Here is a 23,794-nt window from a genome sequence, read left to right on the forward strand (position 1 = left end):
TTAAATTTTACATATAAATTATAGATTGAGCGATTTCAACTTCGTCGATGTCCCTAACTGGCTGCGCCCGATACACGACGCTCAACATCAAACCGCGTACTTTTCCTTATAAAACAGAAAACTACCTATTTTTATGCATCGTCCATTGGATAGAGCATATATGCTCGACGACCCACGAGACTTCGCCCACCTAGCGCGAAAACAAAAGTTTCGAAATGGCGTTTTACCCATGATTAAGCACGGGCAACCTATCGGGCATCCGGCGCGATATCGCACGGTCCCGGCGCCGAAACCCGGGGACTGGCAACGGCTTGCCAAGTCCTGCGACCTATTGTCTAACCCCTGGATGGAGTGTGTTGCGCTGTGCAGCCATTCGTCGCTTATTTGCGAGTCGCATCATCCATGTCCATCTCCGCGCCCTCCCCTGACGAAACAAAGCCGCCCATCTACAGTGCACCGGCGCTCGAAAAGGGATTTTCGATTTTGGAGCTGCTGTCCGAATATCCACGCGGGCTCACAGTTACGGAAATGGCCGGAAAGCTTGGCTTGTCCGTCAGTGAAATCTTCCGTGTCGTGATGGTCATGGAACGGCTGGCGTGGTTAAGGCGCCACCCCGGCGACCGCTTTCGGGTCACGTTGCGGCTGCTTGAAATGGGCTTCAAGGCAACGCCTGTCGACGAACTCGTCCAGATTGCAGCGCCCTTCATGCGGGACCTGTCCCATCAAATAGAGCAGTCATGTCACCTGGTCGTCCGCAACGGCAATCGCGGAATGATCGTCTATCGACAACAGACCCCGGGACCGACGGTGTTTGCGGTCCGCGTCGGCGCCGGAATATCTCTCGACTCGACCTGCTCCGGTCATGTGCTTTTGGCATTCAATGCCGTGAATGATGGTCCGGCCGTTGGGGAAGTTAACGTCGGCTCCGACCTTGATCGCACCCTCCAGAAGGTCAGGTCGCGAGGGTTTGAGGTGATGAAGAGTACGCGGACCGTGGGCGTAACGGACATCAGTTGCCCGATTTTCGGCAATAGCGGCGCCGTCGTGGCGGCCCTCACCGTTCCATTTCTTCAACTCATTGACGGGACCCAAAAAGTCACGCGTGACGATGCACGCATGTATTTGCAAGAGACAACCCGCCAGATCTCCGAAGAGCTCGGTTCCGCCGGCAATCAGTGACAATGACACTGTCCATATCCGAGAGCTTAGGCGACCTCGGTCTTGCGAAACTGTGACAGGAATTCCTCGTGAGTCGGCATGTTTCGCGCCGCCTCGATCATGGCCCGCCGCATGGACTCAACACTTGCCAGGACCTCCTGTGCGGGTAGTGCGGCCACAACAGGGTCACAGGCCTTCGGGACGATGTTCTGCCCGAGGAAAACCGCCACCCAGCTTGGGCGCGAAAACAGCTCGTCGTTGAGCCTGAAGGCACGGCCGCCTTCGCGGAAAAGCGCGATCTTGTGCTGGAGGCTCTCCGGGATCGCCATTGTCCTGCAATAGTTCCAGAAAGGCGTGTCGTCTCTTTCGGTCGCCGAATAGTGCAGGATGATGAAGTCCCGCACCTGCTCGAACTCCGTCTGCATGTGCCGGTTATATTCGTCGCGAAAAACGTCCGGCAAAGAGGCATTGGGGAAGAGCGCGATGAAACGGCTGATCCCTTCCTGGATAAGGTAGAGCGACGTCGATTCCAACGGTTCCAGGAAGCCGGCGGACAGACCTATCGCGATACAGTTCTTGACCCAGAACTGTTGACGATGTCCGGCGGTGAACCGGATCACCCGGGGAGAGGCCAGCGCTTCACCTTCGAGGCCAGCCAGCAGGACAGAAGCCGCTTCATCGTCCGACATGAATTCGCGGCTGTAGATATGCCCGTTCCCAACCCTGGCCTGGGTCGGTATCCGCCACTGCCATCCCGAGGATTTCGCCGTGGCGCGCGTATAGGGCAAAAGCGGACCAGAATGCTGCGACGGAACAGCCTGGGCCGAATTGCAGGGCAGCCAATGGCTCCAGTCCTTGTACGGAACGTTCAGCGTCTGGCCCAGCAGAAGCGAGCGAAAACCGGAACAGTCGAAAAAGACTTCACCACGGACGGTGTCACCGTTCTCTAATCTGACTTCCGATATGTGGCCGGTCTCTGGCGCCTGGATGACCGCTTCGATCTTGCCTTCGATCCGGCGCACTCCGCGCTTTTCGGCATAGGCGCGCAGATATCTGGCATAGAGCGCGGCGTCAAAGTGATAGGCGTAGCGGATATGCGACCGGATGGAACGCGGATTCGGGTCCGGACGGACAAATTTTCCATGTCGGGCCGCGACGGCGCACAGGCTGTAGTCGTCAATCGGATGCGTGTTGCCGGCGGCGCGGCTGTGCAACCAGAATTGATGGAAATCGAAGCCGTTCATGTCCACGCCGTGGCTGCTGAACGGATGGATGTAGCGGTCGCCTTTGCGCCCCCAGTCAATGAACTCGATGCCAAGCTTGATGGTCGCGTTCGTTTCCCGGATAAATTCGCCTTCGTCGATACCAAGAAGTTGGTTGAAGTTGAGGATGTCCGGAATGGTTGCTTCGCCGACGCCGATAATCCCGATCTCGTCGGATTCAATCAGCGTGATAGACATGTCTTTCGGCGCCAACAGGCTCGACAGCGCGGCGGCGGCCATCCATCCGGCCGAACCGCCGCCCACAATGACGACTTCCTTTATCGGAGGAACCACGATTTCAGGCTCCTTGCCGCATGAGATACTGCCGCAGCCTGGTCATGTAGCTGTCGTGGCTGGGGAGGTTGTACGTCGCCGCCTCGATGTCTCGCCGCAGCGTATCCAGATATTGCTTCAATTCCGGCGCCGGCGCCTGATCCGCCAGACGATCATAACGGCGCGGCCGACGCCCCATGCCGTAATGCAGAACCACCCAGTCTTCCGGCGTGAAAGGTTCCAGGTCGTAGGCGACGAGGACACCGCGGCTCAGGAACTGTTCGAACTTACGATCCAGCTTGGGACTGCTCCCGAGAGCGCCGTCAGCCTGCCAGTATGACGATCGTGGCAGTGGCGCGGTAGCGAACAGGGCGCGGCGGAACAATTCCGCATGTTCGCAGTCGTCGACAAATTGACGGTTGAATTCACGGCTTTCCATCGACATGTCGCCGGAGAGCGGAATAAGCGAAACCAGCCGGTCGATATCTTTCTGAAGGAGCATGATGGGCGCCGGCGTCAGCGGCTCGATCATGGCCGCGGCCTGGCCGATCGCGACGCAGTTTCCGACCCACGCACAAGGTTGGCGGCCAAAACGCGCCCCCGTCCGCACATCCGGCTCTTCACCGTGTTCGGCGAGCGCCGAAGCCTCACCCTCCTCTGTAAATACCGTGAGCTTCGCAAGCGAACCCTGCAATGGCGTCGCCGATTGCCAGCCAAAGTGCCGGCCGCTGAGCGTCCGCACCGCGGGGCCCAGATGCTCCGATGCTTTCGAAGTCAGAACGGCGTTTAGCCAATGATTGCCTATGCGTCTGGCGCCAAGCGTGCTGAGCAGCGTCGCCTCAGGACCGGTACAGTCGATAAAGAGGTCCGCTGAAACGCTTTGACCATCAGAGAGGTACAGCGTGACAATGCTTTCGGGCGTGCTTTCAACTTCAGCCAGATCGGCGGAAAGCGTGCGTATCCGCGACCTGTCTGTAAGCCCGGCAAAAAGCTGCCGGTACGAGGCGACGTCCAGCTGATAGCCATATTCCGCGCGCGCGAGCGGGTGGCTTGCGTTTTCTGGCGGGTGTGCGAACACGCCCCTTCGGGCCATGGCCGCGGATATCAGGAAGGGGTCCAACGCCTGCATATCCTGCCGGACCAGGTATTGATGGAACGGCACTCCGCTCAGAATAGGTAGTGGCAACTGGAAGCCCTGGAACCAGGACAGCTTGTCTCCTCCCCAAGCCTGGAAGTGCGTTCCAAGCGAAAATGCCGTTGTGCTTTCCAACACCAGCCGCGGCTCGGACACACCGATGGACAGGTTGAAATCATAGGCCGACGGCGACGTCACACTGCCGTAAAAGATGTCAGACGCGGGATAATCGCGAGGCGTTATGAGGGTGATTTCGATCGCTGCCGGCAAATGCCTTAACAGCGCCGCCGCTGTCATATAGCCGGCAAGACCTCCACCGCAGATCGCAATGTGCTTGAGAGGTGTTCCAGGAGAGATTGCTGAATTCGCCACGCGCTTAACCCGCCTTTGCAACAAGCGGGGCCCTGTCCGTCCCCGCCCCGATCTGACGTATGAACAGGTCGTGCTGAGGCGTATCGCGCACGGCCGCCAGCACACTTTCGCGGGTGCTTTGGGCGTGGGCAACCAGATCGGCTTCCGGAACGGCCAGAACGCGCGGATCATAACCACGCGGGATCATGTTTTGCCCGAGCAGAACCGCCAGCCAGCTCGGCGGCAGGAAGGTGCCGAACTCATATCTGATGATATGGCCACGGGTCATCCAGGCCGAAATCTTCTCCTCGAGGCTCTCCGGCAGGGTCAGGTTCTGGAAATGCAGCCACATCGCGCCGTCCTCCCGCTGATTGGCGACATAATGCAGCAGCAGGAAGTCGCGCACGCGCTCGAAGGCCAGCCCCATGCGCGCATTGTATTCATCGCTGTCCGAGGCCTGGAAGGCCTTGTCGGGGAACAGCTGTATCAACTCGGTAATCCCCTCCTGTATCAGGTGTATGGACGTCGACTCGAGCGGCTCCAGAAATCCGGCGGCCAGGCCGATAGCAATCACGTTCCTGTTCCAGAATTTCCGGCGGCGGCCGGTCGTGAAATAGAGCTGCTTCGGTGAAGCCAGCGCCGGCCCTTCCAGGTTCGCCATCAGTTGCGCGGTCGCTTCGTCATCCGAAATGAAGCTGCTGCAGTAGACATGGCCGTTGCCGACCCGGTGCTGCAACGGAATGCGCCATTGCCAGCCGGCGTCCCGCGCCGTGGCCCGCGTAAAGGGCGTCAGTTCGCCATGCGATTCACACGGCACCGCGATCGCGCGATTGCACGGCAGCCAATGGCTCCAGTCGTCATAGCCGGTTTTGAGCGCCTGCTCGATAAGCAGTCCCCTGAACCCCGAACAGTCCACAAACAGATCGGCGGTGACGGTGCGATCGCCGTCCAGGTTCAAGGCTTCGACAAAACCCGTTTCGGAATGGCAGGATGTCGCAGCCACCTTCCCTTCCGTGCGGATGACACCATTGGCTTCCGCGTATTGCCGAAGGAAGGCCGCATATCGGGAGGCATCGAACTGGTAGGCGTAGCCGAAACTTCCGGTGACAGAGGCATAATCCGATGCCGGATACCGGAAGCGTCCCATTTCGGCGGCGATGACGGGATAGGACCATTCATCCAGCCGGTGCTTTTCACCCAGTTCCCGCAACCTCAGCCACATCTGGTAAAAAGGTATGCCGTTGAGCGGCCGGCCATAGTCGCCAAAAGGGTGGATATAGCGGTCGCCGATCCTGCCCCAGTTGCAGAACTCGATCCCCAGCTTGAAGGTCGCTTCGGTCGCCTTCATGAAGGCCGCTTCGTCGATGTTCAGGGCTTCATTGAATTTCCGGATCAACGGCAGCGTCGCTTCGCCAACGCCAACCGTGCCGATCTCATCGGATTCGACCAGCTCGATCCGGATCGGCAGTCCCTTCAGCTTGTGTGAGAGGGCTGCCGCAGTCATCCACCCCGCCGTGCCTCCGCCCAGGATGCAGATTTTTTCTATATGGCTCGAACTCTGCGGCATTCCCAAATTCCAACAAAAAACACCCTGGACAGTTCGTGTCAGCGGTCGCCGACACCCACTTTTCGCCCACCCATCAGCCGCTGCCTTTGACGGTCTGAATAAACACGTTTGCCGTCAGTCGTCCCGTCCGTGGGTCCGCACTGTAATCGAAGTCCGGCGACACGTAGCCTGAATGAAGCAGACACCCCTGGTAGATGACGAGGCGGTTAAAGCCCCCCTCAACCTCGAATATCTTCTCATAGTGCGCTTGCGACTTCCCCCCAGAAACCATCGCGGGAGGATCGTCGTCAGAAAGTTCTGCCTGCACGTGCTTGCGAAGCACAGGCGCCGCATCACGGGTTACCTGTTCGAGATCGCATGCAACATGGCGATAGAAGGCTGTGCCTGTGTGGGGCACATGATGCAGATGAAGCATGATGGCGAGATAGTTCGGGTCATCCCAATCGTAATGCGGGACGCGCTGTCTTGGGCTCATGTCGTCCGGCCGTGTCGTGATCAGCGAGAAACTGGCTTCGAAAACCCGGAAACTGTCCGCATCAAAATGGCTTTGGATGACAGGGCCCGCCGCCCGCAATATGTCCATGACACAGGCAGATGCCTTGTCCCCAGGCCCGATCTGGTGACGCCGGCCCGGATAGGCCGTCTTGCTCTCGGGTGGAAAGGCAGGCAGCGCGGCCGCCGAGTCGACGACAGCGCGGGCATTGGCCAGAAAGTCATCAATAACGATGACCCTTGATTTCGAATGCCCGACTTCGTGTACAGCGACCTGCATACCCTATCCTACTCTACCATAAGACCCGCACTAAAGCCGCATCCTCTTGCGGCCTGGCCGGTTAGTCGTTCGCGGGCGCTGCAGGCGCAGCGGGCGTTGCCGGGAAAATCTCCGGCGTACGCCCCAGCCCCGGAAACTCTGCCTTGTCGCCGGAACCCAGTTCGATCACCAGAAGTGTCTGACGCACCTTGCGTGGCTGCCAGCGCTCAAGCACGTCATTGGGAACAGAAGCGCCACCAAAGCTGCCAGAGTTATTGCGGTTGCCCGAGGCCGGCGCACCGGAAGGCGATGCACCGGTTGTCCCGCCCGCGCCCGAACCCATGAAATTGCCGGCCCGCTTCTGCAGGTCATCTGCGACGCCAAGCTGCACCATACGGTTGGTCGTCGTCAGCACGGCGAACCATTCCTGCTTTTGCTCGGCGGCAAGATCACCGGCACGCTTCATGGCATACTGGGCGATCTCCTTATTGGACTGTCCCGGCTCACCCGTGTAGCCGACCGTCCAGAAACCACTTTCGTCAAGCACATTGAAATAACCGGGCGCGCCCGGCGTTTCCGCAGCCTTATATGGCTTCGCCTCAGCAGCGGAAACCGCGACCACCGCGGCGGCGGCCGCGGCAAAAAGTGAAAACGTCTTCATTGATAGCCTCACAGACCAAAGAAAACTTGCTGTAAAAGGGCGGGATAGACACCTATCCCGCCCCCATCTCAACTCAGACCGGCTTAGTACAGGTAGCGCAAGCCAACCACGATCCGGCGATCGTTCTTGATGGCGAAGCGGGGAAGCGTATTACCCGCCGCATCGACCTGCATCTCCGCTTCCGTGGTCGTATCGAGCAGGTTTTCGACCGAGGTGTGGATCTGCAGGTGCTTGTTGGCGTTGTACTTCAGCGACGCATCCAGGAAACCGCCCGCCTTGTTGTAGGTCGGGTTACCCGTCATGTAGTCGCCCTTAACAATCAGGTATCGGCTGCGCCACGAATAGGCGAGACGCGCCTCGATCTTGTCATCCTGATAGATGCCGACGAGGTTTGCCAGGTACTTGGATTGACCGAACAGGTCGGTGATGTTGAAACGGCAGGGTTCGCCGTTGTTCGTACACGCACTGTCCGGATCCGTGCGGGCGTCGATGTAGGTGAAGTTCGCCTGCGCACCGAGGTGCGACAGGGGGCCTGGCAGGAAGTCGTAGAACTGCTGGTAGGACACTTCGAGGCCGCTGACGTCAACCTTCCTGGTATTCATCTGACCGCCGTAGGTGATCGGCACAGTCTTACCATCAAGCGTTACGCTGCCGAGGGTCTCGGAGCCGCCCTGAATGACGTCTTGCAGTTTCTTCGAGAACACCGCCGTCGAGATATTGCCGCTTGGGAAATACCATTCGTAGGACAGGTCGAAGTTGTCAGAAGTCGTCGGCCTGAGGCGTGGGTTGCCGCCGCCGGCGCTGATCGCGGTCAGGGTTATGTTCTGGAACCCGTCATTACAGCCGTCAGGCAAGCCGAGAGACGCGCAATGCCCGGCGGGGAACGGCGTCGTAAGGGTGCTGGCGCCGTAAGTCGTGTAAGCCCGAAGATCGGCGATGTTCGGCCGGGTCAGGTTCTTGCTGGCGCCGAAGCGGATCAGCATCTCCTCATTCAGGTTCCACTTCAGGTTAAACGACGGCAGGATATGATCGTCGCCCTTCTCATAGTTGATTGGCGTCGCCGCCGCCTGGAGGTAGGCGGTTGTTTGCGGCAGGAAATCCTGCGGACTGTTGCGCGAGCATGCACCGGGCGTGGTGGTTACGCCGTTCGTATCCGTGCCGGGCGTACAGGCTGTCTCCGCGGCAAACGGTACACGGACAAGGTTGCCTATCGAGGTCAGCTCGGTCTTCGCATAGCGAACACCAAAGTTGCCATCGATCGACTGCCCATTGCCGAATTCATGTTCGAAGTCGAGCTGAACATAGAAATTGGTCGTCTTTTCGGTGATCTCCGAGCGGTTGGCCTCCGGGAACATCGGAACACGCGGAGCCCACGGCGCGCCGCGAACCAGACCCGTGTTCGCATCCGAGTTCTTTGCGAAGAAATCCGCCATCTTGCCGTAGTTCAGCAGGTAATCCCGGTGGATGTAGACAAACTTGCTGTTGTCGCCATGGACGAGATCGCCGCGGAAGAAGTCACGATAGTCGTCAACTTCCGTCATACCTGCCGGCAGGGCGCTGAGCGGCAATGCACCGCCGCCGGCCCACGGCGGCGCAACGCCCGCCCAGTTCTGGTTGGCGGTATCATTGATCTGGTTACGTTCGGAATAGCGCGCGCCGAACTTGATGTCCTTGAACCAGTTATTGTCCGCGAAGTCATACACAAGATCCCCGCGGAGCGCGTAAAGATCGCCGCTGCCCCGTTGCTGGTTGTCGGCGTTGAACAACCACCAGTATACACTGGGATCCCCAGTATCGTTCTTGGCTGTGGTTGCGGCCAGGCCCGGCTTCACAGCTGTGATCTGGTTTCCGCGCGGATCCATGTGGAAGTTGAGATAACCGTTTTCGAGGCTGGACACCATGTCCACCATGAAGTGGGTTTGGCCGCCCGCCCACATTTCGGATTGCTCCGCCGTCGCCTTGGTATATTGGGCGTCGAGATTGAGGTGCAGCTGGCTGCTGAAGTTGTGCTTCAGATTGATGCTGAAGTCTTCGGTCTTGGACCGATCAACCACGCCACGGCCCAGCGTATTGATGCCGTAACCATAGGCACCGCCATCTTCCGCCGCACCGTTGATCGTGCCCGCGGTCATTAACTGACCGATGGCGACGGGCTGGCTACAGCCGCCCTGAGCAACATCGAAGCCGGTATTGCAGAGCGCCACCGTGCCGCTGTATGGCCGGGTAAAAACATTGGTGAGCACAGTGTTGTTCGGCGTGTTCGCGTCCGGCAGGTGCTCAACGGTATGTTCGACGGTGTCCGTACCGTTCTCAACGTTGATGTACTTGACCAGGATGCTGGTATTGTCGTTCTTCCATTGCCCGGCAAGATAGTAGCTGGTGCGCTCGCGGTCCTGCTCATTGTGACGCATCTGGAAGACGGTCTGGGTACCGATGACATTGCCGACAGGCACGCCGGTAAACTTGCCTGGACCTTGCGCCTCAACGGCGCCGACATTGACCTTCGGAACCGGGGCGCCGATCTGCCAGTCGTTGATGTTCGACCGGAGCTCGGAGTGGGAATAAGACCCCAGTAGCCCGAATTCACCTATATCCGTTTGCCAGCGATTGCTCGCAATGACGCTATAGCTGGGCGACCATTCCTTGCGCAGGTCGGCATAGGTGCCATCCACGCTGACAGAGAAGACCGAGCCCCTGCGGTCAAACGGCGCAAGCGTGCGCAGGTTGATCGTACCGCCGGCGCCGCCTTCGATCAGCTCAGCCGACGCGTTCTTGTACACATCCACGCCACCGACGAGTTCGGGCGGAATGGACGACCAGTCGAGCGCCCGGCCGCCGTTGGCGGTGAACTGGTCACGACCGTTGAATTCCGAACGCACGAACGAGAGGCCGCGAATCAGGTTGCCCGAACCTTCGGCCGAGGGGAAGTCACCGCTGGCGCCACCGGCGCCGCCGGTGTTATACTGTGGCAGGATCGAATAACGCGTCACCGACACGCCCGGAATGCGCCCCAGGGCCTCGGCCACGTTGGCATCCGGCAGCGCCGCAACGTCTGACGCCGTAATGGAATCGACGAAGGTGTCCGCCTTGCGCTTGATCTGCGCAGCCGTTTCCAGCGACTTGCGAATACCTGTGACGACGACGACGTCACCGCCTTCATCCGCGTCAGCCTGCGTGGTCGCAGGATCCTGCGCGAAAGCGGCCGTCGACAACAGCGCTGCCGTCAGCGCCGTTGTGCCGAGTAAAATCCGGCCCAGACGCGACCTGGACGTCGCAACGCCGCGATTTTGGTTACAATTATCCTGTGTGGATCTCATACGTGATTTCTCCCTGCCTCTTGGCTTCTTTGGCCCGAGTACGTTGTGTCTCTCGTGCAAAAGCGAGAGGCGCCCTGTTAGACGTTTTTGTTTTGGTATCGGTCACACGCCGGCCGTCGTGTGCTTCCACACTTTTCAGAAAATTTCCGAAGCGCCCGGCGCGCTATGACAGAACGAAGTTATGATACCGGTCACATTTTTTCAACGATAAAGTCCGACAAATGACAAAAAGATGCCTATCCGTTGCGTGATTGCGACAGTTTTACGCCAATCACCAAGCCGAACGCACTAATATGTTTCACAAGAAACTATATATAATAGTGAACCAATCGGATGAATCGGTCTCAAGGAACGAAATTATAATATTGTTTTTATTTAATATTTTCACATATCCCTGCTCTGTTTTCCACAAGCTTGGCCGCGATTCGATCAGGAGAAGCAGTGGTGTTTAGCCGGTATAAAATTCATTCTCTTGAATAAAATCATGACCATAAGCCGTTATCACTTCACGATAATTTTGATACCGGTAACATTTTTGACAGCGGATGGGCGCAAAAACGGCCTTGGATAAATTCCCTATATGGAATGTGATTTTATATGTGATACGTAGTCACTAAGAATGGCTGACTGCCATCATGATGAGAATGACGTCCTCGTGCCATCGAGGCGACGTCCGCGGCCAGAACCGATAAATGCGAGGGTGGGCATGAAAATCAACGATACGTCTTGCCCAAGGCTTCATCGGCGCGACCTTCTGACCGGTGCGACGGCCTTGCTCGGATTAGCCGCCACAGGTGCACAGGCATCGGCGCCAACCGCTCACGTCCCGGACCAAATCGTCGTGCTCCCCGGCGGCACCTTGCAGGTGTTCGCCCTGACAAGGTCCGCGTTGCGCATTCGTTTCCTTCCCGCAAAGGCCGCGCTGCACCTTCCGCCCAACACCGTCCTCTTGCCGCAACCGCATCAACCCAAGATCGTGCGGAGACGCTCGGCCGGCACGCTTCACCTGCGCTTGCCGGGCATAGGCTGCGACATCGACTCAAACGATGGCCGGATCCGTTTCTTTGATCGTGATGGCGCCCCTATCCTGACCGAGGCACGGCAGGGGCGCAGCCTTTCTCCGTCTAAACTGGGCGACGAAGACGTGTTCATTGTCCGGCAAGCCTTTGAATCTCCCCCGGGCGAACGCATCTACGGCACCGGATGTTTCCAGGATGGCGCCCTCGATCTTCGCCAGTTTCCACGCCGGCTGACACAGGTGAACACCCAGATCAGCCTGCCCTTCCTTCTGTCGAGCCACGGCTATGGACTCATGTGGCTCAATAACGGAATAAGCGAGCTCAACCCTCTGCCGGAACAGGTCCTCCTCAACCGCGTCAGCATCGACGCGCAAGGGCGGGTCGTCGATGTCACAACCGATGCCGGCAATGCGCAGGTGGCGCGGACCGAAGCTGTTTTCCAGGGGACCATCCACCTCGATGCGCCCGATCGCCATGCCTTCCAGCTTGATATCGGACGAAAAATGGCGTCGCGGCACCATGTCGAAATCGACGGCAAGGTCTATACCGACCTGACCAATCTCTGGCTGCCCCCGACGGCCAGCTTCCTGGCGGACCTGGACGCGGGACCGCACACGGTGCGCGTCCTGGCCAATTCCGACGACAAGCCCTCCCTTCGCTACGGCAAGCCGGGCGACCAGACGGTTTGGCAATCAGAGGTGGCCGAAGCACTGGACTATGTCGTTATCGCCGGGCCGGAAGCGCGCGATATCATGACGACATACGGTCAACTAACCGGCACTTCACCGCTGCTGCCCAAATGGGCATATGGCTATATTCACTGCCGCGAACGGTTTAGATCGTCGCAGGAAATTCTTGACACCGCGCATGAGTTCCGACGCCGGAAACTGCCCGTCGATATGATGGTCCAGGACTGGCAATACTGGGGAAAGCATGGCTGGAACGCCATGCGCTTTGATGAAAGCCATTACCCAGATCCCTCGGGTTTGGTGAACGACCTGCACGGCCTCGATATGCGGTTTATGCTGTCGGTCTGGTCCAAGATCGACCGGAAGACCGAGCTCGGCCAGGCCATGGCGGCAAGGGGCTACTATATTCCCGACACCGACTGGATCGACTTCTTTAATCCCGAGGCCGCCGCCTTCTACTGGCAAAACCAGAGCACGCGTCTGGCGGCGCTTGGCATTGACGCCTGGTGGCAGGACGCGACCGAGCCGGAAAACGACGATCTGGTCGGGCGCCAGACCCACGCCGGCAAGGGGGAACGCGTCCGCCTGACCTATCCAATCCAGGTTACGCGCACGGTCTATGAAGGCCAGCGGCGCGATTACCCGGATCGCCGTGTCTTTACCCTGACGCGTTCGGCCTTCCTGGGTCAGCAGCGGTATGCGGCCTGCACCTGGTCGGGCGACATCGGCAATGACTGGGAAACGCTCAAGCGGCAGATCCCGGCGGGCCTTAACATGGCGGCGGCCGGTTATCCCTACTGGACGGTCGATGCCGGCGGCTTCTTCAGGCCCGGCCCCTCGCAGTTCACGGACATAGACTATCACGAGCGCTTCATCCGCTGGTTTCAGTACGCGACCTTTCTGCCGTTACAACGTGTTCACGGTTACATGACGGACACGGAATTCTGGCGGTACGGTGAAACCGTCGAAGGGGTTGCCCGCGACTACCTGAACCTGCGCTATCGACTGTTTCACTATATCTATGCCATGGCGGCCGAGGCGCATCGCAGCGGAATGCCCTTGATGCGCCCCCTCGTCTTCGACTTCCGCGCGGACTCTCAGGCGCTGGCTCAGTCGCACAGCTACATGTTCGGGCCAAGTCTGCTTGTTGCGCCGGTCGTTGAGCCGGGCAAGACTAGCTGGCCTGTCTATCTGCCGCACTCGCCAGGCGGATGGTTTGATTTTTGGAGCGACGCGCACCGCGATGGCGGAAGGCTTCACCAGGTTCCCTCCCCCCTCTCACAGATACCCGTCCACGTTCGCGCCGGGACGGTGCTGCCGCTTGGTCCCGTGGTTCAGTCCACCGCCGAGATTACCGGCCAGGTCATCGATATCCTTGTTTTTCCTGGCCGCGACGGCAGGTTCGAGCTCTATGAGGACGGTGGACTAACCTACGCCTATGAAAACGGTGCCTGCAGCCGCATCCAGATGCAGTGGCAGGAAAGTACCGGTGAATTACGACTGGGCGCGCGTCAGGGCGCATTTCCGGACATGCCGGCGAACCGGCGCTTCCGCCTGCATCTCATTTCGGCGGAGCACCCTCCCTTGGCTCTCGGCGAAGGACACGAAGTTGCCTATACTGGCCAGCCGATGCGCGTTCGCCTCCGCAAATAGCGCAACGCTCTATAGAAGCATCATTCCGATCTAAGTTTTTGCTTTGTCGCGATATTTGAGGCGAAAACCGCTGCCACTTTTCGCCATACCGCTCTAGGTGCACTTGAAGCTTTCGGCTTTTTCCACATCGCCGCCGACATATCGGGCGACCTGCGGGTAGGCGCACAACGGCCGTGAGCGATCCGGCCATGGCGTCGCCGGGCCCGCCTTGGCCACGACCGCGTTAGGCGCCTTGCCGTGCTCGACCCAATCGACCAGGGCCGCGAACATGTCGTAACGGTCGGTCGCCGCTCCGCCTCCGCAATGACACATGCCCGGTACAGGAAAGACCCGGACAAAATCAGCGGCGTGCCCGCCATTTTCGGTATCGACGGCGTCAAACCAGGCCAGGGTATCCTTTAGCGAAAAGACGGGATCGGACTCGCCGTGCGGTACGATCAGTCGGCCGCCGCGCGCCTTGAACGCCTTGAGATTGCTGGAGCGCGCGCCGACATCCTGCCATGCCGAGCGTGTAAATGGATCCGCGACCGCATAAATCTTCGACGTATCGCGGTCGAAGTCGAAGCCCAGTTGATAGTCGAGCATGGCGTTCGGGTTCCCCAAGGCCGTCGGCGGCGAAGTGAAGACCGAAGCCAGGGCCGGAGCGCCGAGAAGAACGTTGAGCGGCGGAACCTGGCCGTCGGCGGAACCGATCTTCCACATCCGCCAATCCGGCGCGTGAATCGATGCCGGCCAGAACCATCCGCTATAGATCGCCTGACCACGCGCTGTCCGGGCGCCGGACATGACCCGACGCAGCACGGTGACTTGAGCTGGTGTCAGGCAGGCGTCGGCTTTGGCTCCGTCGCAGGTCTTCACGTCAAGCCGCAACAGGACCTTCTCGTCGGTGCAGCCAACAACATCGTTGACCATGCCGTCTTTCAGTCCGTCATCCCCATCGCACGCGTCGAGGACCACGCCACGGATCAGGTCGAAGTCGATAGCCGAAAAGGTTTTCGCAAGATCGGCCACCTGGACGACCCCGCGCTCCCCCGCAAGTGAGGCAAAGGCCTGAACGTCCCACGCTTCGGCGACGGCGGCGCGCGGCAGGGCGAAACCAGGAGCGGAAGCGATTATGCCATCGAATATGTCGGGATAGCGCCGGGCGAAGGCCATGCCTTCCTGCCCGCCTTTCGAACAGCCGACAAAATAGCTGAATCTGGGGCCATGGCCATAGGCGGCGCGGATGACGGCCTTGGCCGCATCGGCGGAAGCCTGAAGCGACGCGTGGCCATAATCGGCGCGCGCTTCAGGATCGAAGCCAAAAGCCAGGGCACCATTGCGCGCCGGGTCGCTATTGGTGGCATTGTCATGGCCGGAATCCTGGCTGATGACGGCATAGCCCATGGCCAGGGCAACCGGCCCTGTCGACGACACGTGGCCCAGGGCATCGCCGATATCGCCGTTACTGCCGCCACCGCCCTGGAAAACCATCCGGCTGTTCCAGGCTTCGGGCAGCCGCATATGGAAGCGAATGGCGTAGGCCTGCCCGAACCGTCCCTGGCGCTCGTGCATGATGCCGGAAACATCGCAATGCGCCGGCAAGCCTGAAGCCGCGGCAACTGGCCTGGCGCTGACAATACGCGCCTTGTCTCCACGCCACGTCAGCGTCCGGCCCTCGAGCGCCGCGCAAAGGGGCTTGCCCGTACCGGCATGCGCTTGGGCCGCCATGACCGTCGCCATGATGGCCAGGATAACAATCAGGAACAGTCGCATTCCACAATCCTTTAGCAACGTGCGCGGCGTTGTGTCCGCCATTCCAAGGTCTCAGCCGAGCCCACGGTCTCAGAAGTTCTTGTATTCGTAAGTTATGCGCTTATCGACGCAATAGGCACAGCCCTCGCCCTGGAACTTCTTCGCGGCAGCCGCGTCGCCCTTAAGCCGCCAGTTCAGCCAGGCGGTCACGACTTCCGCGCCAATACCGCCATGCGGCTCCATGTAGGTGCCCCCGTGACCGACCGGAATGTCGATATGGGCGGCCGGGATATGATTGATGCGGCTATAGTCGTCCATGCCATTGGCGTGGGCAATGTCGGTCGGCCCGCCAAGCACATAAAGTACCGAGCCATGCAGGTCGGCCAGCATCGACTTGTCGACCTTGATGCCGGCGATCGGATTGCCCGCATTGAAAATACCGCTGTTCATGACGATGACGGTGGCGATGCGCGGATCCTTGGCGATGGACAGCGCCTGAAGGCCGCCGCAGCTGAAGCCCGACACGGCGATCTTTTCCGGGTCTAGGCGCTGGTAGTAGGGGCTGCCCTCGCGAGCGTTTTCACCAACGGCCCAATCGATCGCCTCGGTCAGGGATTCGGCCGTTGTCGATGCCCGCAAGCCTCCAGGAGGCGGGCCGTCAGGCGTGCCGCCTTGTGGCTGCGGGACCGGTATCGTGCCTGGCGCCACAGCCAGATAGCCTTGCGAGGCGATTTCGAGCAGATGGTTCTTCGAACTGGTGCCGTCAGCGCTGCAGGCGCCATTGCCGAAGACATAGATGCCAAGCTTTTCCGATTTCAGCTCCGCCAGCTTTTCCGGCCGATAGACGACGTGCGCCGGCAGGGTCGGGTCTTGTTCGAAGACGGCAGGATAAGGACCTGAGCCGCTTTCGGCCGCGGCATGAGAGCCAAAGGCCGCGAAGGCAAGCCCGGCCATGATTGTGAATGTAGGCTTCATACGGTTCCTCCAGAATATATTCGGGCGCGAGGTTCATGGTGACGTTCAGAGAGTGTTTGACGCCTCCGCCGCGAGGCCACTGGCCGGGCCGCCTTGCCGCGGATATTACTCTGACCGGCCTGCCGTACAGATTGCCATGGCGGCGTGTAAGCCGCCAACACCTGGCGCATTTGGCTCTCCCAAATGATTATTTATCGCAGCGATAATTCCTCGGACAATACAGCCCGACAATCAAGGCAGAAACACGGACATAATGCACTTTGCCTTCCCATGCTGGCGAATATGAAACAATAAATTTTATTAGTGGAATTTATTAAAATTGAAATATTATATATTTATTATTATAAATCAGACAGTTATAACGAAATCAATATATCCAACATTTAAGTCGAACACAACGTCGCACGATTTCCGTATAAAAAAGGCGAATTGGTCGATTGACGGAAATAGTCTGATGTATTAGCGTTGTGACCGCTAACATTGTTGGCGCTGACGCCTTGTCCTGCAGATGGCGCAAGGTATCATTTTACTCTCTAGCTGCTGAACTCGCGGTCTCTTCCCCCGGAGAACGGCTGAGGGGCGCATTCCTGGGATGCGCCCCCTTTTTTTTCGCGGCGACCAGAGGTGGCGAAAGCATGCTGGCCGGCGGTCATACCGCCGAGGGCGTAAGATACAATAATAACATGTGAGGAGAATGCCATGACACCGACAGGTTCCATCAGGAAGACCAAACCCTTTGCACAACGATTCGCCGCAGGTCTCGCCTTAGGCGCCATCGCCATAATCTGCGTCGCAGGCTCACCCGCAAACGCGGCCGACGACAAGATGACGCCCATCGCCATCCCGGCCCAGCCGAACGCGATCGTACTCGACACCGGCCCCCTTCCCAACGCAACGGCCAAGGAATCGTGGCACAGTCAGTACGGCAGTGTTTTCGCCCGGAACGTCACGGTTGCGACCTTAACCCCGTTCCTGCCAGATCCCGCGAAGGCGACCGGCGCGGCCGTGATTGTCGCGCCAGGCGGCGGCTTCCGCACCCTGTCGATGGAAAACGAAGGCTGGGATGTCGCCAAAGCGCTTGCCGACAAAGGCGTCGCGGCATTTGTGCTGAAATACCGTCTTAATCAGACCCCCGAGGACATGGCGGCATTCGAAAAATCGATGGCCGAAATGTTCTCAGGCGTGGCGGCCCGCCGGACGCCGCCTCCCGGAACGCAGGATCCTTCCACGTTTCTGGCGCCTCAGATCGCTGATGCGCGCGCTGCTTTTGCCCTTGTCCGTTCTCGGTCAAAGGAATGGCACGTTGACCCCGACCGCGTGGGTATGGTTGGCTTTTCCGCCGGCGCCATGTTGACTCTGTCGACCGCCCTCTACGGCCAGGACGCGAAGCCTGCCTTCATCGGCGACATCTACGGCCCCCTGATGCCGGTAACCGTTCCGGCCGATGCGCCGCCGCTGTTTGTCGCCCTCGCCGCTGACGATCCTCTGTTCGGCGCCCCCGAATACGGGCTGGTCACCAATTGGCGGACGGCCAAGCGCCCCGTGGAATTCCACCTGTACGAACAGGGCGGCCACGGCTTTGGCATGTACAAGAAAACGACCACCAGTACCGGCTGGTTCGACGCCTTTGCGCGCTGGCTGGACATGCACGGTTACCTGAAGCCGAAAGGCTAAGATTCCAGAGCGCCTGGTGGCCGTCGCAATCCGGCTGATTGCCACCAGGTGCTGCCTCGCCGGGGCATCTCATACGCGTACCGGGTGTCCGGCAGTCAAAACGGCTTGCCGTAGTCAGAAATAAAAGCGCCGCGAGCTAGAGCATGATGCGTTTAGGTCAAGCCGCCATCATGCTCTAGGTTTTTGTTTTGTCGCGATATTTAGCCAAAACGGCCGCACACTTTTGGCATATCGCTCTAACGACGGCGACAGTGGGAGATATCAATGAAATACGCTTTAGCCGCAGCCGCGGCCGTGATGCTGATTGCCGGTCCGATATCGGCGCAGACCGCGCCACAGACAGTCGTCGAAGACTTCAAGCCGTCGTCGCTGAACCAGCCTGGGCAGGCATATCCGCAAGTCAATTCGCAGGGCTACGCCCGCTTTCGAATTGTCGCGCCGGAAGCGCAGAACGTTAAGGTCAGTCTGGGCCTGGGCGGGCGCGGCGGCACAGTCCTGACCAAGGGCGCGGACGGGGTATGGACCGGAACGTCCGAGGGTCCGCTCGACGAAGGGTTTCACTATTACCACCTGACCGTCGACGGTGGCACCTTCAATGACCCGGGCACGCTTAACTTCTACGGCTCGATAAGATGGGAAAGCGGTATCGAAATCCCCGCGCACGATGCCGACTTTTACGCACTGAAGGACGTTCCACACGGCCGGGTGTCACAGATCCTGTTTCCCTCGCCCAGCACTGGCACACAGCGCCGCGCCTTTGTCTACACGCCGCCCGAATACGACAAAAATCCGAGCGCCCGCTACCCTGTGCTGTACCTTCAGCATGGCTGGGGCGAGGATGAAACCGCCTGGTCAAATCAGGGCCACGCCAATCTGATCATGGACAACCTGATCGCCGCCGGCAAGACGCGGCCCTTCATCATCGTCATGACCTACGGCATGACAAATGACGTCCGGCCAGGCGGTCTGGGCTCATTCGACATCAAGCCGTTCCAGACGGTCATGATCGACGAACTGATTCCTTATGTCGACAGCCACTTCCGAACGCTGTCCGACCAGCCGCACCGCGCCATGGCGGGCCTGTCGATGGGCGGGTTCGAAACCAAGCTGATTACGTTCGCCAATCTCGACACCTTCGCCTACATCGGCCTGCTGAGCGGCGGCACCATATCGCTCGACGACGTCAACAAGACGCCCGGCTTCCGCGATAAGGTCAAGCTGGCCTTCGTCAGTTTCGGCAGCCGGGAACTCGAAGGCGGCCGCGCCGGGCCTCCAGGCCAGCCTCGCCAGGATCCACGCGCCAATGCCGAGGCGCTAAAGGCGTCCGGCTTCAACAGCGTCTTCTACGTCTCGCCGAATACAGCGCATGAATTCCTGTCGTGGCGGCGCAGCCTGCGTGAACTGGCCCCTCTCCTGTTCAAGGACTGACCGTCGTTCAGGTCGTTGGCAGGCCTCGGGACAGGGTCCCGAGGCCTGCAAGTACTTGGCTGTAAACCCGCTCACGAAACTCAATTTGTTCCGCGCCGCCCTTTCGGGCTAAAATATTGATTTGAAGAGGAAAAAATGAATGGTGGGTGGGCACGGACTCGAACCGTGGACCCGCTGATTAAGAGTCAGCTGCTCTACCAACTGAGCTACACACCCAAACCATTTCAGCCATCGCCGGGGGTTGGTCCCCGGGATCAAGGCGGCGGAACATAGCCATTTTTGTCTGGGTTTCAAGCGCAAAATCAGTTTAGGTCGTTTTTTTCTGAGTCGGCTGGAAAGGACACGAAAATGGCCATGCGGGATATCACGGGTGCGGTCGATTTCGCCTACCTGGAAGCCTATACGATGAACGACGCCGTCATCATCGAAGAGGTCTTACGTCTCTTCCAGCAACAGTGCGAACTGTGGGCGCCGCTGCTCGATACATCCCACGAAGGCTGGCGTGACGCCGCCCATACGCTCAAGGGCGCGGCCGCGGGCATCGGTGCGCAAGCCTTGTCGGCCCTGGCCGGCGAAGCCGAGAAGGGCGACGCCGAAGGCGCGGCCGGGCGGCTGGAACGCGTCAAGACCGAAATGAACGCCGCCCTGCACGATGTCGCGGCCTATGTCCACGGCCTGCACCTGCGCAGCCTCAAAGGTTAGGCGAGGCGCTTTTTTCGTTGGCAAGCGGCGCCGGGCGTTTTAAAGCCTCCCCGACCTTATCCCAGGCTATCAGATGTCCGACGAAGAACTGCACATTATATGTACCGACCGCGAAGGCGCGGTCCACACCCTGCCGGCGCTGGAAGGCTGGCGCGTGATGGAAATCATCCGCGACAACGGCCTGCCGATCAAGGCGGAGTGCGGCGGCGCGCTGGAATGCGCCACTTGCCACGTCTATGTCGATAATGAATGGCTGCCGAAGCTGGTTGAAAAGACCGACGAGGAAGACGAGAAGCTCGACGAGGCGTTCATGGTGAAGCGCAATTCACGCCTGTCGTGCCAGATCATCATGCGCGAGGATTTCAACGGTCTCAAGGTGACCCTGGCGCCGGAAACCGATTGAGACTTCGTTTCATATGGTTGACACGGGCCGTGGTTAAGCCTGTAACGATATGCGTAACGCGAAGGTAGGCACCATGAAATTCAAGACGCTTGTGACCACCATGATCATGGGCTCGTTGATCGCGACCCAGGCCCTCGCCTGGGGGGATCACGGCCACCGCATGATCGGCGAAGAGGCGATGCGCGCCCTGCCCTCGCACCTGCCGGCCTTCCTGCGTTCGCCGCTGGCTATCGCAAGTGTCGGCGAGTTCTCGCGCGAGCCGGACCGCTGGCGCAATTCGGGCAAGGTGCACGACTCGGACCGCAATGCCGCGCACTTCGTTGATCTGACCGACGAGGGCAAGACCTTCTCGGGCCACACACTTGATAACCTGCCTGGAACGCGCTTTGATTTCGACGCGGCGACGCGCGCAGCCGGCTCGGATCCGTGGAAGTCGGGTTACCTGCCCTATGCCCTGATCGACGCCTACCAGCAGGTCGTCAAGGACATGGCGCAGTGGCGCGTGCTCAGCCTGATGGAAACACGCGAAACCGACAAGGCGAAGAAGGCCTGGTACCGCGCCGACCGACTGCGCCGCGAGCAGCTCATGCTGCGCGACATCGGCGTCCTGTCGCACTATGTCGGCGATGCGACCAATCCGATGCACCTCAGCATTCATTATAATGGCTGGGGCGACTATCCGAACCCGAAGGGTTACACGACCGAAAAAGTGCACGGCCCGATCGAAGGCGACTTCGTCTCAAAGACCCTGACGCCGGCCGATGTCCGCGCCAATATGGACACTCCGGCGTCCTGCACCGCCAGGATCGACGTCTGCTTTGCCGACCGTCTGATGAAGAGCTGGAACAATATCGAGCCGATGTACGCCCTGGAAAAGGAAGGCGGGTTCAAGGACAATGATCCGCGCGGCAAGGCCTTCCTGGCCAAGGCCGTAGGCAAGGGCGCGGCCGACCTGCGCGACGTGCTGACCGACGCCTGGCGCGACTCCAAGACCATGGGCGTTGGCTATCCGGTCGAAGGCACGACCTATGACGACTTCGTCGGCAATAAGGTCGATAATCCTTGGAAGCATCTGCACGGCGAGTAATCGTTACAGATTGTTTCAACGATGTGAAATGCGTTTTGCCGCGCCGCAACATACCTTGGGGTTGAGGCTCTGTTCGCACGCGTATGCACGTTCTGATTATTGATCCTGATGAAGTCCGCGCCGCTTCGGTCGCGGAAGGTATCCGTGCCGACCATCCCGGCCAGGAAATGATGGTCCGTATCTGGCCGCGCCTGGAACTGCGTATGCTGCGCGACTTCGATCCGGAAATGGTCATCATCGCCTGCGAAAGCCCGGACCGCGACATGCTGGAAGCCCTTCAGGTCGCCAATGAGCAGGTTCCCCGCCCCGTCGTCATGTTCGTCGACCGTTCGGACGCCAATGCGACCGCTCAGGCGCTTGAGGCCGGCGTCGCCGCCTACATCGTCGACGGCTATAATCCGAAGCGTATGTCGTCGATCCTGACCGTGGCGGCCCAGCGCTTCGCCATGACGCAGTCGCTGCGCAACGACCTGAACAAGGCCAAGGCGGATCTTGCGGCGCGTAAGACCATTGACCGCGCCAAGGGCGTGTTGATGAAATCGCGAAACCTGACCGAAGACGAGGCCTATAAGGTCCTGCGCAAGCACGCCATGGATACGGGCCGCCCCATCCAGGCCGTAGCCGCCGACATATTGGCGGTCAGCGACCTGCTGAAGCCGGGAGGCGAGTAATGGCCAATGACATGCAGGTAAAGATCGGTTTCTCGCCGCTCAACGACGCGGCGCTCATCGTCGTCGCTGAGGCACTCGGCTTCTATGATAGCGAAGGCCTGAGGGTTACGCTCAGCCGCGAAGCCAACTGGTCGACCATTCGCGACAAGCTGGCCTACGGCATGATCGATGCCGCCCATACCCTGGCGCCCATGCCCTTGGCAGCGGCCCTGGGTCTCGGCCCCTCGATGGGGCGGATCATAGCCCCCATGGCGCTCGGCGCAAACGGCAATGGCGTTCTGGTCTCGGCGGCGCTGAAGGAGCGGCTGCAGGACGCGGGCGATTCACATAAGAGTTTGATGGGCAGCGCGCGCCTGCTGGCACGCGAGGTCGAACGGCGCAAGCGCGAAGGCCTGGGACGGCTGGTCTTCGCGGTGCCGTTTACCTGGTCGCCGCACCATTTCGTGCTGCGCCACTGGGTATCGGCCGCCGGCCTCGACCCCGAGCGCCAGATACAATGGATTGTGGTACCACCGTCGCGAATGGCCGACATGATCAAGGACGGCGTGATCGACGGCTTTTCCGCCGGCTCGCCCTGGCCACAGACGGCGCAGCTTCTCGGCCGCGGCGAGGTCCTGTTTTCGGATCCCGACTATTGGAGTCTCAAGCCGGAAAAGATCCTTGGCGTGCGCGCCGCTTGGGCGGAAACGAACCCGGAAGCGGCCATCGCGCTTGTGCGCGCCCTGCTCCGTGCGGGCCAATGGGCCGCCGACAGCGGCAACCATGGCGACCTGATCCGCATTCTGGCCAGGCAAGCCTATGTTGGCGCGCCCGCCGAAGCGATCGAATTTGCCCTGTCTGAGGGCGGCAGCGGGCTGACGCTCGATCCTGAAACCGCGACCTTCCCGTGGATCAGCCACGCCAAGTGGTTCCTGGGCCAGATGGTCCGCTGGGGCATGCTGTCGCCCGACCACGACTTCGATCAGTTGGCCCGCAACATCTATCGGCCCGACCTGTGGCGCGAAGCCGCCGGTTCGCTGGGCTTCAACCTGCCCGTCCAGGACGAAAAGGACGAAGGCGGTCATTTGCGCGCGTGGTCGCTGGCGGCCCGTCCCCAGCCGATCACCATGCCCCCCAATGTGCTGTTCGATGGCGGCGTCTTCCGCTGCGCCTAACGACTCTGCTGAAACCAAATTCCGGACATTTCGCAAGTTCGAATACATAGTTTCAATGGAAACCATTTAGTGCGTTTTTTTACAATGCACGCTTAGTCTCCAAAACAGACCCTCCCCTCCGTTTTTTGTG

General features: G+C 59.8%; 17 protein-coding genes and 1 tRNA gene. 9 read left to right on the top strand and 9 right to left on the bottom strand.

Features of this window, described 5'->3' with window-relative positions; all coding sequences use genetic code 11:
- The first annotated feature begins 402 nt into the window (after positions 1-402).
- Entirely contained in the window at positions 403-1,179 is a 777-nt protein-coding gene (locus J2X24_RS18880) for an IclR family transcriptional regulator (RefSeq protein ID WP_209725014.1), read from the top strand.
- 26 nt (positions 1,180-1,205) lie between these two features.
- Here the strand turns inward: J2X24_RS18880 and J2X24_RS18885 are convergent, their stop codons facing one another.
- From J2X24_RS18885 to J2X24_RS18910, 6 genes are all read right to left on the bottom strand, one after another.
- On the bottom strand, positions 1,206-2,714 hold the full coding sequence (locus J2X24_RS18885) for a tryptophan halogenase family protein (RefSeq protein WP_209725015.1): 1,509 nt from the start codon (positions 2,712-2,714) through the stop codon (positions 1,206-1,208).
- Between the two features lie 4 nt (positions 2,715-2,718).
- Positions 2,719-4,200, bottom strand: coding sequence for a tryptophan 7-halogenase (locus tag J2X24_RS18890; protein ID WP_209725016.1), 1,482 nt, complete (start codon positions 4,198-4,200; stop codon positions 2,719-2,721).
- A gap of 4 nt (positions 4,201-4,204) precedes the next feature.
- Positions 4,205-5,746, bottom strand: coding sequence for a tryptophan halogenase family protein (locus J2X24_RS18895; protein ID WP_209725017.1), 1,542 nt, complete (start codon positions 5,744-5,746; stop codon positions 4,205-4,207).
- A gap of 73 nt (positions 5,747-5,819) precedes the next feature.
- Positions 5,820-6,518 (bottom strand): DUF6445 family protein, encoded by a 699-nt coding sequence (locus J2X24_RS18900; protein WP_209725018.1) that lies wholly within the window; start codon positions 6,516-6,518, stop codon positions 5,820-5,822.
- 61 nt (positions 6,519-6,579) lie between these two features.
- Positions 6,580-7,158, bottom strand: coding sequence for a CC0125/CC1285 family lipoprotein (locus J2X24_RS18905; protein WP_209725019.1), 579 nt, complete (start codon positions 7,156-7,158; stop codon positions 6,580-6,582).
- 83 nt (positions 7,159-7,241) lie between these two features.
- Positions 7,242-10,370, bottom strand: coding sequence for a TonB-dependent receptor (locus J2X24_RS18910; protein WP_245344951.1), 3,129 nt, complete (start codon positions 10,368-10,370; stop codon positions 7,242-7,244).
- 811 nt (positions 10,371-11,181) lie between these two features.
- Between J2X24_RS18910 and J2X24_RS18915 the strand changes: the two genes are divergently transcribed.
- On the top strand, positions 11,182-13,836 hold the full coding sequence (locus J2X24_RS18915) for a glycoside hydrolase family 31 protein (RefSeq protein ID WP_209725021.1): 2,655 nt from the start codon (positions 11,182-11,184) through the stop codon (positions 13,834-13,836).
- Positions 13,837-13,929: 93 nt separating this feature from the next.
- On the opposite strand, the gene J2X24_RS18920 is transcribed toward J2X24_RS18915, so the two are convergent.
- Positions 13,930-15,591, bottom strand: coding sequence for a tannase/feruloyl esterase family alpha/beta hydrolase (locus tag J2X24_RS18920; RefSeq protein ID WP_209725023.1), 1,662 nt, complete (start codon positions 15,589-15,591; stop codon positions 13,930-13,932).
- 69 nt (positions 15,592-15,660) lie between these two features.
- Positions 15,661-16,545 carry an alpha/beta hydrolase gene (locus J2X24_RS18925; protein ID WP_209725025.1) on the bottom strand — a complete coding sequence of 295 codons (885 nt, stop codon included), beginning with the start codon at positions 16,543-16,545 and terminating at the stop codon, positions 15,661-15,663.
- A gap of 699 nt (positions 16,546-17,244) precedes the next feature.
- On the opposite strand from J2X24_RS18925, the gene J2X24_RS18930 reads away from it, so the two are divergent.
- Positions 17,245-18,219 carry an alpha/beta hydrolase gene (locus tag J2X24_RS18930; protein ID WP_209725027.1) on the top strand — a complete coding sequence of 325 codons (975 nt, stop codon included), beginning with the start codon at positions 17,245-17,247 and terminating at the stop codon, positions 18,217-18,219.
- 264 nt (positions 18,220-18,483) lie between these two features.
- A complete protein-coding gene (locus J2X24_RS18935; protein WP_209725028.1) occupies positions 18,484-19,647 on the top strand; it encodes an alpha/beta hydrolase-fold protein in 1,164 nt (387 codons plus the stop codon).
- A 140-nt stretch (positions 19,648-19,787) separates the two neighbouring features.
- Here J2X24_RS18935 and J2X24_RS18940 read toward each other — a convergent pair.
- A tRNA-Lys gene (locus tag J2X24_RS18940) sits at positions 19,788-19,863 on the bottom strand.
- Between the two features lie 132 nt (positions 19,864-19,995).
- Here J2X24_RS18940 and J2X24_RS18945 point away from each other — a divergent pair.
- The 5 genes from J2X24_RS18945 to J2X24_RS18965 all read left to right on the top strand — a co-directional run bounded on the left by J2X24_RS18945 (position 19,996) and on the right by J2X24_RS18965 (position 23,664).
- A complete protein-coding gene (locus tag J2X24_RS18945; protein WP_209725030.1) occupies positions 19,996-20,349 on the top strand; it encodes an Hpt domain-containing protein in 354 nt (117 codons plus the stop codon).
- A 73-nt stretch (positions 20,350-20,422) separates the two neighbouring features.
- On the top strand, positions 20,423-20,752 hold the full coding sequence (locus J2X24_RS18950) for a 2Fe-2S iron-sulfur cluster-binding protein (RefSeq protein ID WP_209725032.1): 330 nt from the start codon (positions 20,423-20,425) through the stop codon (positions 20,750-20,752).
- Positions 20,753-20,825: 73 nt separating this feature from the next.
- Positions 20,826-21,839 (top strand): phospholipase C/P1 nuclease family protein, encoded by a 1,014-nt coding sequence (locus J2X24_RS18955; protein ID WP_209725034.1) that lies wholly within the window; start codon positions 20,826-20,828, stop codon positions 21,837-21,839.
- An 83-nt stretch (positions 21,840-21,922) separates the two neighbouring features.
- Positions 21,923-22,510, top strand: a complete 588-nt coding sequence (locus tag J2X24_RS18960) for an ANTAR domain-containing response regulator (RefSeq protein ID WP_209725036.1) — start codon at positions 21,923-21,925, stop codon at positions 22,508-22,510.
- Positions 22,510-23,664 (top strand): ABC transporter substrate-binding protein, encoded by a 1,155-nt coding sequence (locus J2X24_RS18965; RefSeq protein ID WP_245344952.1) that lies wholly within the window; start codon positions 22,510-22,512, stop codon positions 23,662-23,664. The genes J2X24_RS18960 and J2X24_RS18965 overlap by 1 nt, the downstream gene beginning before the upstream one ends.
- The last annotated feature ends 130 nt before the right edge of the window (positions 23,665-23,794 follow it).

It is taken from the genome of Asticcacaulis solisilvae (assembly GCF_017875235.1).
Classification (GTDB): Bacteria; Pseudomonadota; Alphaproteobacteria; order Caulobacterales; family Caulobacteraceae; genus Asticcacaulis; species Asticcacaulis solisilvae_A.